Source organism: Qipengyuania sp. (assembly GCF_964227205.1).
In the GTDB taxonomy this organism is placed as follows: domain Bacteria; phylum Pseudomonadota; class Alphaproteobacteria; order Sphingomonadales; family Sphingomonadaceae; genus Qipengyuania.
On record NZ_CAXQVB010000002.1, the window covers coordinates 601,726 to 614,397 of the forward strand.

Consider the following 12,672-nt stretch of genomic DNA (forward strand, 5'->3'; position numbering starts at 1 on the left):
GTCAGGCGGGCTCCAGAATGCGGGTGGCACGGCGTCGTGCATCCTCGTCAACGCGCAGGACCTCTTCGAGGGTTCGCGGTGCAGCAGGCAATTCACCTTGGTCGAGAACGCTTTCGACCAATACCGCGATCCTGCTGAACGCAATCTTACGATCGAGAAAGGCCGCCACTGCGACCTCGTTGGCGGCGTTGAGCACCGCCGGGGCCGCCCCGCCTGCCTGTGCCGCCTCGCGCGCGAGTCGCGTCGCCGGGAACCGGGCCTCGTCTGGCCGGAAGAAGGACAGTTCGCCGATCGCGGGCAGGTCGAGCGGCGCCATCGGCGTATCCATCCGCGCCGGCCACGCGAGGCACGAGGCGATGGGCACGCGCATGTCGGAAGGCCCTAGCTGCGCCAGCGTCGAGCCGTCGCGATATTCGACCATCGAATGGATTACGCTCTGCGGATGAACGACAATGCGGATCCGGTCGAGCCCGACGGGAAACAGGTGATGCGCCTCGATCAGCTCGAGACCCTTGTTGAACATCGTCGCGCTGTCGACGCTGATCTTGGCGCCCATGTCCCAATTGGGGTGCGCGACGGCCTGTTCGGGGGTGACGGAGGAGAGGTCTTCCACCAACCGCAGCGGGCCGCCGCTGGCGGTCAGCGTGATCGAGCGCACATCGCCGATCCTGCCGCCCTGGAGACACTGAAAGATCGCGTTGTGCTCGCTATCGGTCGGCAGCAGCGTCGCACCGTGCCGGGCGACGGCAGCGGTCATGACCTCGCCGGCCGAAACCAACGCTTCCTTGTTGGCGAGCGCGATCGTCCCGCCCTGCTCGATCGCCGCCATGACGGGGCCGAGGCCGGCGCAACCGACGATGGCAGCGACCGTCATGTCGACCGGGCGCGCGGCCGCTTCGCACAAGGCGGCACGCCCCGCGGCCGCCTCGATGCCGCTGCCCGCAAGCGCCTCCCGCAGGTCCCCGAGGCGACGCTCGTCGGCCACGACCGCGACTTGCGCGCCGAATTCGCGCGCGGCAGCAGCCAGCCCCGCAACATTCGAATTGGCCGTCAGTGCGACGACCTTCCAGTCAGCGGCATTGCGGCGGATGAGATCGATCGTTTGCTCGCCCACCGATCCCGTCGCGCCGAGGATGGAAATCGAGCGCATCAGCGTGCCGCGCCCAGCAGGACGCCGGCAAGGATGATTACCGGGATCATGCCGTCGATTCGGTCGAACACGCCACCATGGCCGGGGATGAGCCTGGAGGAATCCTTCACCCCGGCCTTGCGCTTGAGCCAGCTTTCGAAGAAATCGCCCGCCTGCGCAGCCACGGCGGTCATTGCCCCGAGGCCGAGGATCTGCCCCGCTTCGGAGAGATCGAAGAACATCGTCGTGTCGCCCGAGGTCGCGCGGGCCACCACATATATCCACCCCGCAATCCAGACAGTGGCGCCGACGATTCCGCCGAGCAGCCCTGCCCAGGTCTTCGACGGGCTGATCTTCGGCGCGATCTTCGGGCCACCGAGAGTGCGCCCGAAGAAGTAGGCAAAGGTGTCGACGAACACCACCGCACCCACCACGCCGACGACGATCGGCAGCGGGAAGCGCGACAACATGTAGCCAGCCAGCGCTATGTAGATCGTGCCGGCCAGAATGCCCGCGAGGCGAAAAGGCACGTTCGGCGTCGCCTTGACCACCAGCAGTACGAATTCGACCAGCGCCGCCAGCACCACTGCGAGGATGAACCAGCCAAACCAGGGATCCCCCGCCCACAGCGCGCCCACTGCCAGCACGATCATGACCACGGCCGAGACGATCCGCACGGGCAGGTCCGGGTTCTTGGCGGCAGGCTCGGCCGCCGGGTTTTCAACGTCCGCCAAATCGCCTCTCCCTCTCCGCGAAATCGGCCAGTGCATGCTTGAAGTGGTCGGGCGTAAAGTCCGGCCACAGCACGTCGGTGAATAGCATCTCCGCGTAGGCCGCCTGCCACAAGAGGAAATTCGACAGTCGCACTTCGCCGCTGGTCCGGATCAGCAGGTCGAGCGGCGGCAGGCCGGCGCTGAACAAGTGGCGTTCGATCGCCTCCTCGCTCACCTCACCCTCCGCGGCGGCCAGTTTCGCCGCGCGCGTTATCTCCGCATGGGCGCCGTAATTGAGCGCAACGGCCAGCGTGCGCGATCCGCCGGAAGTCTTCTCCAGCGCATCCTCGAGCATTGCGACGATGTCGGGCGCGAGGCCCTGCCAATCGCCGAGGATGTGGAGCTTCACGTCATTGGCGATGAATTCGGGCAGGTCCGATTTGATGAACTTGCGCATCAGGTTCATCAAATCGTCGACCTCTTCTTCGGGCCGCTTCCAGTTTTCGCTGCTGAAGGCATAGAGCGTCAGGCACTCGACCGAGGTGTGCTTGAGGCTGCGCACCAGTTCGCGCACCGCTTCCACGCCCTTGCGATGGCCCATGGCGCGCGGCAAGTGCCGCCGCTTGGCCCAGCGACCATTGCCATCCATGATGATGGCGACATGCCGGGCCTGCTGCCCTTCGGTTGTCATCCTTTCACTCCGGGCCCCGCCGCGCTCACTGCGTCAGGATTTCCTTTTCCTTCTGCGCGGCGGCGGCATCGCATTCGGCGACATATTTGTCGGTCAGCTTCTGCACTTCATCCTCGCTGCGCTTGCGCTCGTCTTCGGAGATTTCTTTCTTCTTCTCGTCTTCCTTGAGCGCTTCCATGCCGTCGCGGCGGACGTTGCGGATGGCGATCTTGGCCTGTTCCGAATAATTGCCAGCCAGCTTGGCAAGCTCCTTGCGGCGTTCCTCGGTCAGATCGGGCATCGGCAGGCGTACGTTCTGTCCGTCGATCATCGGGTTGAGGCCGAGATTGGCCTTGGCGATGCCCTTTTCGACCGCGGTGACATTGGCCTTGTCCCACACCTGCACGCTGAGCATGCGCGGTTCGGGTGCGCTGACGGTGGCAACCTGGTTCAGCGGCATCATCGAACCGTAGACCTCGACCACCACGGGATCGAGCAGGCTAGTGTTCGCGCGACCGGTGCGCAGGCCCGCGAGGTCGCCCTTGAGGCTTTCGACGGCGCCCTTCATGCGGCGCTCGATATCGGCTTTGTCGTACTTGGCCATGGCGGCTTCCTCTTACTTCTTCTCGTTCGTGACGATCGTCTGTGTGCCCTCGCCCGCAATGACCCGGGCAAGATTGCCCTTCTCGCGGATCGAGAAAACGACGATCGGGATGTCGTTGTCGCGACAAAGCGCGACGGCACTGGCATCCATGACTTTCAAGTCATCGGCCAGCACCTTGCTGTAAGTCACCGTATCGAAACGCTTTGCATCCGCGTTCTTCTTGGGGTCACTGTCATAGACCCCGTCGACGCTGGTGCCCTTGAGCAGCGCATCGCAGCGCATTTCGGCTGCGCGCAGCGCGGCACCGCTGTCGGTGGTGAAATAGGGTGCCCCCACCCCGGCGGCGAAGATCACCACGCGGCCCTTCTCGAGATGGCGTTCGGCGCGGCGGCGGATCACCGGCTCGCACACTTGGTCCATCTGCACCGCGCTCTGCACGCGGGTCTGCACGCCGAGCTGTTCGAGCGCGTTCTGCATCGCCAGCGCGTTCATCACCGTGGCCAGCATGCCCATGTAATCCGCCTGCGCCCGGTCCATCCCCTGCGCCGCACCGGCCATGCCGCGAAAGATGTTGCCGCCCCCGATGACGAGACAGATCTCGAGCCCCGTGTCCTTGGCCGCCTTCACTTCCTTGGCCAGTTCCATGACGAAGGCCGGATCGATCCCGAACTGCTGGTCGCCCATCAGGACTTCGCCCGAGAGCTTCAGGAGGACACGTTTCATCGACGATAGGGGCATGGATTCTCGCTCGGCAGAAGTTTGCGCGGCCTTAGAGCGCATGGCGCCCGCTGCCAAGTGGTGCGCAAGCGAAAACGGCCGCCGAGCCCAAGCTCGACGACCGTTCCCGAAAACAGGCGGCCCGCAAATGCGAGCGCGTATAGCTAGTCACACAAGGCTCGGGATTTCCAGAACCTTAGCGCTTCGCTGCACAGATTATCCTGCGACAGCGGCGGCCACTTCGGCGGCGAAGTCGCTCTCTTCCTTCTCGATGCCTTCGCCGAGCTGGAAGCGGACATAGTCGACCAGTTCGACCTTGGCGCCCGCATCCTTGCCGGCAGCTTCCACGACCTGCGCGATGGGGGTCTTGTTGTCCATCACGAAGACCTGGCTGAGCAGGGCGTTTTCCTTGGCATACTTGTTGACTGCGCCTTCGACCATCTTGGCCTGGACTTCGGCGGGCTTGCCGCTTTCCGCAGCCTTTTCCGCAGCGATCTTGCGTTCGCGGTCGAGCACTTCGGCGTCGAGGCCCTCGGCGGTCAGCGCCTGCGGGAACGCCGCGGCGATGTGCATCGCCAGCTTCTTGCCGAGTTCTTCGAGCTTGGCCGTGTCGCCTTCGCTCTCGAGTGCGACGAGCACGCCGATCTTGCCGAGGTCGGGCGCGACGGCGTTGTGGATGTAGGGCACGATCACGCCGTTCGATACCGAAACGGTCTTCATGCGACGGACCTGCTGGTTTTCACCGATGGTCGCGACGTTGTCGGTCAGCTTGTCGGCAACGCTGCCACCGTCGGGATAGGCAGCGGCCTTGAGCGCTTCGACGTCATCTGCCGAAACGGTCAGCGCGACCTGGGTGGTCTTGCGGACGAAGTCCTGGAACTTGTCGTTCTTGGCGACGAAGTCGGTTTCCGAGTTGACTTCGACGGCCACGCCCTTGGTACCTTCGACGGCAACGCCGACCAGGCCTTCGGCCGCGGTGCGGCTCGATTTCTTCTGGGCGGTGGCGAGGCCCTTGGCGCGCAGCGCGTCGACCGCGGCTTCGATATCGCCGTTCGCGGCTTCAAGCGCCTTCTTGGCGTCCATCATGCCCGCGCCGGTCTTCTCGCGCAGGGCCTTCACGTCAGCAGCAGTGAATGCAGCCATGATCAATTCCTTCATCTGGTAGTGTGCGGGCACCGGGCCTGCCCTGGCAGGCGGCCCGGCGCATAGATCGCTTGTGTGACGGGGAGATTGCGCCCCCCGCTCACGAAATCCGGGCCTCAGGCCGCCGCGGTTTCCTCGGGCGGGTTTTCCATGGCGCCGACGTCGGCACCCGAATCCTGTACGCCTTCGCCCTTGCCACTCTTGGCAGCATTGGCGACTGCATCGCAGTAGAGACGGATGGCGCGCGCAGCGTCGTCATTGCCCGGGATGGGGAATGCGATGCCCTCGGGATCGACATTGGTGTCGAGCACGGCGACGACCGGGATGCCGAGGACATTGGCTTCCTTGATCGCCAGGTCTTCCATGTTGGCGTCGATCACGAACATCACATCGGGAATGCCGCCCATGTTGCGGATGCCGCCGAGCGACATTTCGAGCTTGTCCCGCTTGCGCGTGAGGTCGAGAACTTCCTTCTTGGTCAGGCCCGCGGTGTCACCGGCAAGGCGCTCGTCGAGCGTCTTGAGGTACTTAATACGCTCGCTGATGGTCTTCCAATTGGTCAGCATGCCGCCGAGCCAACGGTGGTTGACGTAGTGCTGGCCCGAAGCAAGCGCCGCTTCGCGGATCGCGTCCTGCGCCTGGCGCTTGGTGCCGACGAACAATACCTTGCCGCCCGAACGGGCAGTCTGCTGCACGAAGTCGAGCGCGCGCGCGAACAGCGGCACGGTCTGCGACAGGTCGATGATGTGGATGCCGTTGCGCGCGCCGAAGATATACGGCTTCATGCGCGGGTTCCAACGGTGGGTCTGGTGGCCGAAGTGTGCGCCGGCCTCGATCAATTGCTGCATGGTGACGGTAGGAGCCGCCATAGGTAAATTCCTTTCCGGTTATGCCTCTGGAAAGCTGGAACCCAAATGCGGTCATGTCCCGCGGCGGGCACCGGTATGTGCGCCTTCCATGTGGATTTGCCCGCTTCGGCAAAGTCGGAAATCAACCGAATCCGTTGCGGACCGCGCGCCTTTATCGCCGCTTTCCGGATAAATCCAGACTCAATTCACCGCTGAAAAAGGGAATCCGGGCGCAAAAAGCGCTTGACTTGCGAGAACAAAAAGAGAACATTGTTCTCATCGCCGGAACCACCGGCGGGCAATACGGGTTTTCCACAGGATTTCCCCGGGCGTGTCAACAGACTTGTCGAAGCATCGGGGCAGGAGATTTCGAAATGTTCGCACTGTTCCTCATTGCCCTGCTCACCGTCACCGCAGTGGTTGTAGCAGGCGTGCTTGCCGATAGCGGACTGCGCTGGTGGTCCGCTTTCGGCGCGCTCCGGCGTGAACTGAAAGGTGAAACGGTCCCGTTGCTACCGACCTTGCGTCCGGCGGTTACCGCTGGCGGCTATTCGGCATTCGGTCGCTGGGGCACGGTTCGCACCGACAAGGGCGAAATCAGCCGCGTCGCTTGATCCGCGCATAGCGAAGCAGGGTTGCCGGAAGAAGCAGCAAGTAGCCGATCCCGATCACGCTGAGCGTCCACCATGGTTCCTGCAACAGCGCGGCGAACAACAGGCCGACGAAGGCCAGCACCCACAAGCGAATACCCCGACGCGGGCGGAGCGAGGTCCAGCTCGGTGTCGCCATGCTCGAAATCATCAGCAGGGCGGTCACAACCAGCCATGGTGCGACCAGCAAGGGCTCGCGGAAAATTTCGAGATCGGTCGCGGCCCAGAGATAGAATGGCATGAAGGCCAACCCCGCCCCCATCGGTGCGGGAACGCCGGTCAGGAATCCGAGCGATTTGTGTGGCTGGTCCTCGACATCGATCTGCGCATTGAAACGCGCGAGGCGCAGCGCGCAGCAGATCGCCAGCGCCAGCGCGGCGAACCAGCCCCAGCGGGGTTCTGCCGCCAGCGACCAGAGATAGAGGATAATGGCAGGCGCCGTCCCGAAGCTGAGCGAATCGGCAAGACTGTCGAGCTCTGCACCGAAGCGCGACTGGGCTTTCAGCGCGCGCGCGATGCGACCGTCCATCCCGTCGAGCAGACCCGCGACGATAACCGCCACTGCAGCGGCTTCCCATTTCCCGTCGACCGCGAAGCGGATCCCGGTCAGCCCCGAACACAGCGCCGCTGCGGTCACCGCATTGGGGATCATTGCCCGCAATGTCAGCGCCCGCGCCCGCACGACGGCCGGCGGTTCGTCCTCGGTTGCCTTGGGCCCGATCCGCAACCCCGCATCGTGTTCGTTGGGCGACAGGTTCACTGCGCAACGCCCTCGATCAGCTTCTGCTGCCCGATCTCCGCAAGGACCGTCTCGCCCGCGATGCAGCGCTGGCCGAGCAGAACCTTAGAATCTGTTCCGGCGGGCAGGTAGACATCGACCCTGCTGCCGAATCGGATCAGGCCAACGCGCTGGCCGACGCCGACGGTGTCGCCCGGCTTGACGAAGGGCACGATCCGCCGAGCAACGAGACCGGCGATCTGGGTGAAGCCGATCTTGAGCCCATCGGTCCGTTCGATCAGGATATGCTGGCGTTCGTTCTCGTCGCTCGCCTTGTCGAGCCCGGCGTCGACGAAGCTGCCGGGAATATAGACGACGCGGCGCACGGTGCCGGCGATCGGCGCACGGTTGATGTGCACGTCGAACACCGACATGAAGATCGAGATCCGCGTCACCTTGCCCGGCGCCAGCCCAGCATGTTCCGACCCATCGTCGACCATCATTTCCGCCGGGGGTTCGACTTCGGCGATCAGCGACACGAGCCCGTCGGCCGGAGCGACGATCATCCGCTCGTCCTGCGGAACGACGCGTTCGGGATCGCGGAAGAAGGCGAACACGCCGAGCGACAGCAGCAGCAGCGGCCAGCCGACGATTTCCCAGTCGAGACCGAGCAGGAACACGAGGCTGACAAGCACTGCAACGACGCCGAACTTTCGGCCTTCGGGATGGATTGGGGGCCATGACCAGCGGACGTCACCGCGGCCGCGATTGTCGAGAAGATCACCTGCCATTCCGGCCACCTAGGCGCTGTGGCGAGCCGTCACAAGCGGTTATGCCACCTTGCGCACGAACACCGCACCGACCGAATAGCCCGCGCCGAAGCTGCAGATAAGCCCGGTATCTCCCGACGCGAGGTCCTCGCTATGCTTGTGGAAGGCAATGATCGATCCCGCGCTCGAGGTGTTGGCATAAGTGTCGAGCACGGTCGGGCTCTCGTCGGCGCTGGCTTCGTGACCGAGCACGCGCTGCGCGATCAGCCGGTTCATCCCGGCATTGGCCTGGTGCAGCCACAGCCGCCGCAGAGCCTGCGGGTCGAGCCCCAGCCCCTCGGCCTCGGCGACGATCAGTTCGGCGACCATCGGGACGACTTCCTTGAACACCTTGCGTCCTTCCTGGACGAAAAGCTTGTCCGCCTTGCCCTCACCCTCGGGCGAGGCGCGGTTGAGGAAGCCGAAATTGTTGCGGATATTGTTCGAGAATACGGTCTTGAGCCGCGTGCCGAGAATATCCCAATGCTCCGCCGGGGCGATTGCGGCATCCTCGACCAGCACTGCCGTAGCGACATCGCCGAAGATGAAATGGCTGTCGCGATCGCGCCAGTTCAGATGGCCGCTGGTGATTTCCGGGCTCACGACCAGCACGCTTTTGGCGCTGCCCGAACGGATATAGTCGGCCGCCGTCTGGATCCCGAAGGTGGCCGAAGAGCAGGCGACGTTCATGTCGAAACCGAAACCGTCGATCCCCAGCTCCTGCTGGATTTCGACGGCCATCGCCGGATAGGGGCGCTCCATGTTCGAGGCGGCACACAGAACCGCATCGACATCGGCGACTTCGCGCCCGGCCCGCTCGAGCGCGTCGCGCGCGGCCTTCACGCCGATCTCGGCGAGCACCGACAGATCCTCGTTCGAACGCTCGGGCCAGCGCGGAGCCATGATTTCGGGATCGAGGATCGGCGCTTTGGCCATCACGTGGCGCGCCTTGATCCCGCTCGCCTTCTCGATGAATTCGACCGAGCTCGGCTGCAGCGGCTCGACCGTGCCCGCAGCGATCGCCTCGGCATTCGCGGCGTTGAAGCGATCGACGTAGCTGTTGAAGCTCTCGACCAGTTCTTCGTTGGTAATGGTCTCGGGCGGTGTGAACAGCCCGGTTGAGGAAATGACAGGGCGGCCCGTCGGACGTGTGGCTTGGCTCATGCCGGCTGGTTAGGCCGCGATCGGTTCTCTCGCAAGCGCCGGCACGCTTCACGCGACTCGCCCTTGGCATTGCCCCGCCCAACCGATACTGGAATTCCGATGCAGGACACGCCGATTTCCCGCCCCGCCAGTTTTTGCGACGCCTGTGCGATCCGCAACCGGGCCATCTGTGCCGATCTCGACGATCGGGAAATCGGCCTGCTCAACGGCATCGGGCGACGCCGCGACCTTGCCGCCGGCGAACAGCTGATGTGGGAGGGCGACGAGGCGGTCCTGGTCGCCAATGTCATCGAGGGCGTACTCAAGCTGTCCTCGCATTCCGCCGACGGCAAGGAGCAGATCCTCGGCCTGGTCTATCCTTCGGACTTCCTCGGGCGTCCCTTCGGCCAGACCACGCCCTATGGCGTCGAGGCGATCACCGATGCGCATATCTGCGTGTTCGAACGCTCGGATTTCGACCGCTTCGCCCGCGAACACCCGCGCCTCGAGCACAAATTGCTCGAGCGAACCTTGGGCGAACTCGACCGGACCCGGCGCTGGATGGTGCTGTTGGGGCGCATGAATGCCGAACAGAAGGTCGCCAGCTTCCTGCTCGAGATGGCCGACCGGCTCGGGTTGCGGACGGCAGGCGGGCCGATGCGCTTCACTCTGCCCCTGTCACGCCAGCAGATCGCAGATGTCCTCGGCCTTACGATCGAGACCGTTAGTCGCCAACTTACCCGCCTGCGCAACGAAGGCGCGATCGAACTGCCCTCGCGGCGTGAGGTCGTTCTGCGGGATCCGGCCGACCTCGAGGCGCGCGCGGGCTAGGCCGGCCACACCAGCTTTTGTCGGACCACGTTTAGAGGGGCGGTGCCGGATCGAGCTGGACTGGCCTGCGGCGATCTCCACCGTTTCGCGGCTCCAAATCCAAACGAACGCACCGTCGCTCCGCGCTGGCCGCTGGTTCGGCAAGCCGTCTGCGGACAAAATGTCCCGTCTATATGCTTGGGATGGCGGTGGTGGACAGGGCTGGATTCGAACCAGCGTACGCTTGCGCGGGCAGATTTACAGTCTGCTGCCTTTAACCACTCGGCCACCTGTCCACACGGGCCATTTCGCTCAGGAAATCGAGGGATCGCAAAGCCGATCCCGTGCCGAGAGGCGCCCCTTTGGCGAAGCGAGCCTTGCCTGTCAATGCCCTCGCTGGCACAGGCCGGGACCAAAGTTTCTGACAGGACGAATTCGATGGCAAAAGGCGAACGCAAGCGCGCACTCAGGGGACGGGCAGGCCGGATGAAGGGCGGACGCGGCAGTGGCCGCGCCGGCGCCGGGCAGGTCCGGCTGTGGGGCCGCCACGCGGTCGAGGCGGCGCTGAAGAACCCAGATCGTGTGCATCGCAAGCTATGGGCGACGCGCGAAGGCGTCGAATCGCTCGATGGTGAATTGCCGCAGGATTTCCCGCTCGAATATGCCGACGTGCAGGATCTCGCGCGCCTCGTTGCCAAGGATGCCCCGCATCAGGGCCTCGTGCTCGAATGCGCACCGCTCGAGGATATTCATCTCGACGAGGTGCTCGATGCCGATCCGGCACGCCCGATCGTCGTGCTCGATCAGGTCACCGATCCGCACAATGTGGGGGCGATCATGCGTTCGGCCGCGGCCTTCGGTGCCGCCGCTCTGGTCACGCAGGATCGCCACGCTCCGCCCGAGGGCGGCGTGATCGGCAAGGCCGCCTCGGGCGCGCTCGAGGTGCTGCCCTGGGTCCGCGTGGTCAATCTGGCCCGCGCGCTCGAGCAGATGGCCGAGGCGGGCTATTGGCGAATCGGCCTGACCGGTGCCGCCGAGGCGACTCTGGCCGAAGCGCTTCCGGAAGGACCAGTCGCGCTCGTGCTCGGCGCCGAGGGCGAAGGTATGCGGCAGAATATCGAATCGCATTGCGACGCGCTGGCCAAACTGCCGATCGGCGACCAGATCGAAAGCCTGAATGTGTCCAACGCCGGCGCGATCGCGCTCTATGCGGTCGCGACACGCTAGGAACACCAGTGGGGAGGGAAACATGATTGCAATGAAGCTTCGCGCAGCAGCCATGGCGGGTGCCAGCGCGCTGACGTTGTCGGGGTGTCTGCTGTCGCCAGGGCAGTTCACCAGCCAGCTCGACCTGATGCAGGACGGCAGCTTCGCCTTCGTCTATGACGGCGAGATCCAGATGCTGGCGCTGAGCAAGCTGGCCGAGATGGGCGGCAAGGTCGACGAGACGTTCGAGGCCGAATGCTGGGACGAGGATTTCGAATCCCGCGACTGCTCGCCCGCCGAGGTGGCCGAGCAGAAGAGCCAGTGGGAGGCCGAAGCGGAGACGCGTCGCGCCAAGAAGGAGCAGGAGGCCGAACAGATGAAGGCCTTCCTCGGCGGGATCGATCCCTCGGACCCGGAGGCAGCGAGGGAACTCGCCGCCATGCTCCAGCGGCAGCGCGGCTGGAAGACGGTCGAGTACAAGGGCGACGGACTGTTCGACGTCGACTTTTCGATCTCGGGACAACTAACCCACGACTTCACCTTTCCGACCGTCGAGAAGATGGCGATGGCGAACAGCTTCGTCAGCGTGATCCTGCGCGACGGGGGGCAGGTGCGCATCGATGCGCCAGGTTTTGCGGGGCAGAAGGATGCAAATCCCATGTTCGGGGGGCTACCGCTCGCCGCCATGGCGGCCATGTCCGAGGGGGAGGAAACAAGCGAGTTGCCCCGCATCGCGGTTCCCGATGGGAAGTTCACGATCGTGACCGATGGTCGCATCCTCGCCAACAATACCGACGAGGGCCCGCAGCGCCATGCGAGGGGACAGGCGCTCGGCTGGACCATCACGCCCCGGACCGAACAGGCCCCGACGGCGCTTATCGCCTTCGACTGACGCCGATACGAAAACGCCGCGCTTTCCGGAATGGAGAGCGCGGCGAAGGTCGATCCCGGCATCGCACCGCGAGGCGTGGCGGTGCGCCAGTGGGAAACCGGCTTAGTTGACCGCGTCCTTGAGGCCCTTGCCGGCCTTGAACTTAGGCTGGTTCGATGCCTTGATGGTCATCGGTTCGCCGGTGCGCGGGTTGCGGCCGGTCGAGGCCTTGCGCTTGGCGACGGAGAACGTGCCGAAGCCGACCAGGCGCACTTCATCGCCGCTCGACAGGGCCTTGGTGATGGCATCGAAGACGCCTTCGACGGCGCTCGAGGCATCGCTCTTGGAAAGGCCGCTGGAATCGGCAACCGCGCTGATCAGGTCGTTCTTGTTCATTATGGAAAACCCCCTTGTTCTTATCGTCTGGTGATATTGGCTGAATCGCCTCGGTGAAGGCGCACGAATTGAGAGTTTTTTGGAAGCAGTGTCAAAGGCAAATTCGGCGAATTTCGGCGGATTTTGGCGCGGGCGGGGTGAAAATCAGGGTGAAGCGACCATTCACCCTGCACTGACCGCTCGCACAACGCCGACCGCCGCGCCGCAACACTGCTTCAGCGCGTCCGAGTCGCTGCGGCGCAGCA

General features: G+C 64.4%; 15 protein-coding genes and 1 tRNA gene. 4 read left to right on the top strand and 12 right to left on the bottom strand.

Features of this window, described 5'->3' with window-relative positions:
• Position 1: 1 nt before the first annotated feature.
• The 7 genes from dxr to rpsB form a co-directional block, all read right to left on the bottom strand.
• Positions 2-1,150 carry a 1-deoxy-D-xylulose-5-phosphate reductoisomerase gene (dxr, locus tag ACEQZ0_RS04840; RefSeq protein ID WP_370188926.1) on the bottom strand — a complete coding sequence of 383 codons (1,149 nt, stop codon included), beginning with the start codon at positions 1,148-1,150 and terminating at the stop codon, positions 2-4.
• Positions 1,150-1,863 (bottom strand): phosphatidate cytidylyltransferase, encoded by a 714-nt coding sequence (locus tag ACEQZ0_RS04845; protein ID WP_370188928.1) that lies wholly within the window; start codon positions 1,861-1,863, stop codon positions 1,150-1,152. Before ACEQZ0_RS04845 ends, dxr begins: the two co-directional genes overlap by 1 nt.
• Entirely contained in the window at positions 1,850-2,533 is a 684-nt protein-coding gene (uppS, locus tag ACEQZ0_RS04850; RefSeq protein ID WP_370188929.1) for a polyprenyl diphosphate synthase, read from the bottom strand. Before uppS ends, ACEQZ0_RS04845 begins: the two co-directional genes overlap by 14 nt.
• 25 nt (positions 2,534-2,558) lie before the next feature.
• Entirely contained in the window at positions 2,559-3,116 is a 558-nt protein-coding gene (gene frr / locus ACEQZ0_RS04855; protein WP_370188931.1) for a ribosome recycling factor, read from the bottom strand.
• A gap of 12 nt (positions 3,117-3,128) precedes the next feature.
• The gene (pyrH, locus tag ACEQZ0_RS04860; protein WP_370188933.1) at positions 3,129-3,854 is read right to left on the bottom strand and encodes a UMP kinase; all 726 of its coding nucleotides are present in this window, start codon (positions 3,852-3,854) and stop codon (positions 3,129-3,131) included.
• A 195-nt stretch (positions 3,855-4,049) separates the two neighbouring features.
• Positions 4,050-4,976: a translation elongation factor Ts gene (tsf, locus tag ACEQZ0_RS04865; protein WP_370188935.1), complete on the bottom strand. Its 927-nt coding sequence runs from the start codon at positions 4,974-4,976 to the stop codon at positions 4,050-4,052.
• A gap of 116 nt (positions 4,977-5,092) precedes the next feature.
• Positions 5,093-5,845 (bottom strand): 30S ribosomal protein S2, encoded by a 753-nt coding sequence (gene rpsB, locus ACEQZ0_RS04870; protein ID WP_370188937.1) that lies wholly within the window; start codon positions 5,843-5,845, stop codon positions 5,093-5,095.
• A 53-nt stretch (positions 5,846-5,898) separates the two neighbouring features.
• Between rpsB and ACEQZ0_RS04875 the strand changes: the two genes are divergently transcribed.
• Positions 5,899-6,438, top strand: coding sequence for a hypothetical protein (locus ACEQZ0_RS04875; protein ID WP_370221224.1), 540 nt, complete (start codon positions 5,899-5,901; stop codon positions 6,436-6,438).
• On the opposite strand, the gene ACEQZ0_RS04880 is transcribed toward ACEQZ0_RS04875, so the two are convergent.
• From ACEQZ0_RS04880 to ACEQZ0_RS04890, 3 genes are read right to left on the bottom strand one after another with little or no spacing between them, the layout of a single operon-like run.
• Positions 6,422-7,234, bottom strand: a complete 813-nt coding sequence (locus ACEQZ0_RS04880; protein ID WP_370188940.1) for a phosphatidylcholine/phosphatidylserine synthase — start codon at positions 7,232-7,234, stop codon at positions 6,422-6,424. The genes ACEQZ0_RS04875 and ACEQZ0_RS04880 overlap by 17 nt on opposite strands.
• Positions 7,231-7,983 (bottom strand): phosphatidylserine decarboxylase, encoded by a 753-nt coding sequence (locus tag ACEQZ0_RS04885; RefSeq protein WP_370188942.1) that lies wholly within the window; start codon positions 7,981-7,983, stop codon positions 7,231-7,233. The genes ACEQZ0_RS04880 and ACEQZ0_RS04885 overlap by 4 nt, the downstream gene beginning before the upstream one ends.
• 39 nt (positions 7,984-8,022) lie before the next feature.
• On the bottom strand, positions 8,023-9,165 hold the full coding sequence (locus tag ACEQZ0_RS04890; RefSeq protein ID WP_370188943.1) for a beta-ketoacyl-ACP synthase III: 1,143 nt from the start codon (positions 9,163-9,165) through the stop codon (positions 8,023-8,025).
• Positions 9,166-9,264: 99 nt separating this feature from the next.
• Here ACEQZ0_RS04890 and ACEQZ0_RS04895 point away from each other — a divergent pair, with 99 nt between their 5' ends.
• Complete coding sequence (locus ACEQZ0_RS04895; protein ID WP_370188945.1) at positions 9,265-9,975, top strand: Crp/Fnr family transcriptional regulator; 711 nt, start codon at positions 9,265-9,267, stop codon at positions 9,973-9,975.
• A 189-nt stretch (positions 9,976-10,164) separates the two neighbouring features.
• Here ACEQZ0_RS04895 and ACEQZ0_RS04900 read toward each other — a convergent pair.
• Positions 10,165-10,250: transfer RNA gene (locus ACEQZ0_RS04900), tRNA-Tyr, on the bottom strand.
• Positions 10,251-10,392: 142 nt separating this feature from the next.
• On the opposite strand from ACEQZ0_RS04900, the gene rlmB reads away from it, so the two are divergent.
• Complete coding sequence (gene rlmB, locus ACEQZ0_RS04905) at positions 10,393-11,181, top strand: 23S rRNA (guanosine(2251)-2'-O)-methyltransferase RlmB (protein ID WP_370188947.1); 789 nt, start codon at positions 10,393-10,395, stop codon at positions 11,179-11,181.
• A 31-nt stretch (positions 11,182-11,212) separates the two neighbouring features.
• On the top strand, positions 11,213-12,052 hold the full coding sequence (locus ACEQZ0_RS04910; protein ID WP_370188949.1) for a hypothetical protein: 840 nt from the start codon (positions 11,213-11,215) through the stop codon (positions 12,050-12,052).
• Between the two features lie 102 nt (positions 12,053-12,154).
• Here the strand turns inward: ACEQZ0_RS04910 and ACEQZ0_RS04915 are convergent, their stop codons facing one another.
• Positions 12,155-12,427 (bottom strand): HU family DNA-binding protein, encoded by a 273-nt coding sequence (locus tag ACEQZ0_RS04915; protein WP_219956023.1) that lies wholly within the window; start codon positions 12,425-12,427, stop codon positions 12,155-12,157.
• Positions 12,428-12,672 lie beyond the last annotated feature (245 nt).

What these genes read in the sequence shown, in the direction of transcription:
- dxr (WP_370188926.1), bottom strand. Translation starts at nt 1,150, where the DNA reads ATGCGCTCGATTTCCATCCTCGGCGCGACGGGATCGGTGGGCGAGCAA.
- uppS (WP_370188929.1), bottom strand. Translation starts at nt 2,533, where the DNA reads ATGACAACCGAAGGGCAGCAGGCCCGGCATGTCGCCATCATCATGGAT.
- frr (WP_370188931.1), bottom strand. Translation starts at nt 3,116, where the DNA reads ATGGCCAAGTACGACAAAGCCGATATCGAGCGCCGCATGAAGGGCGCC.
- pyrH (WP_370188933.1), bottom strand. Translation starts at nt 3,854, where the DNA reads ATGCCCCTATCGTCGATGAAACGTGTCCTCCTGAAGCTCTCGGGCGAA.
- tsf (WP_370188935.1), bottom strand. Translation starts at nt 4,976, where the DNA reads ATGGCTGCATTCACTGCTGCTGACGTGAAGGCCCTGCGCGAGAAGACC.
- rpsB (WP_370188937.1), bottom strand. Translation starts at nt 5,845, where the DNA reads ATGGCGGCTCCTACCGTCACCATGCAGCAATTGATCGAGGCCGGCGCA.
- ACEQZ0_RS04875 (WP_370221224.1), top strand. Translation starts at nt 5,899, where the DNA reads ATGTCCCGCGGCGGGCACCGGTATGTGCGCCTTCCATGTGGATTTGCC.
- ACEQZ0_RS04885 (WP_370188942.1), bottom strand. Translation starts at nt 7,983, where the DNA reads ATGGCAGGTGATCTTCTCGACAATCGCGGCCGCGGTGACGTCCGCTGG.
- ACEQZ0_RS04890 (WP_370188943.1), bottom strand. Translation starts at nt 9,165, where the DNA reads ATGAGCCAAGCCACACGTCCGACGGGCCGCCCTGTCATTTCCTCAACC.
- ACEQZ0_RS04895 (WP_370188945.1), top strand. Translation starts at nt 9,265, where the DNA reads ATGCAGGACACGCCGATTTCCCGCCCCGCCAGTTTTTGCGACGCCTGT.
- rlmB (WP_370188947.1), top strand. Translation starts at nt 10,393, where the DNA reads ATGGCAAAAGGCGAACGCAAGCGCGCACTCAGGGGACGGGCAGGCCGG.
- ACEQZ0_RS04910 (WP_370188949.1), top strand. Translation starts at nt 11,213, where the DNA reads ATGAAGCTTCGCGCAGCAGCCATGGCGGGTGCCAGCGCGCTGACGTTG.
- ACEQZ0_RS04915 (WP_219956023.1), bottom strand. Translation starts at nt 12,427, where the DNA reads ATGAACAAGAACGACCTGATCAGCGCGGTTGCCGATTCCAGCGGCCTT.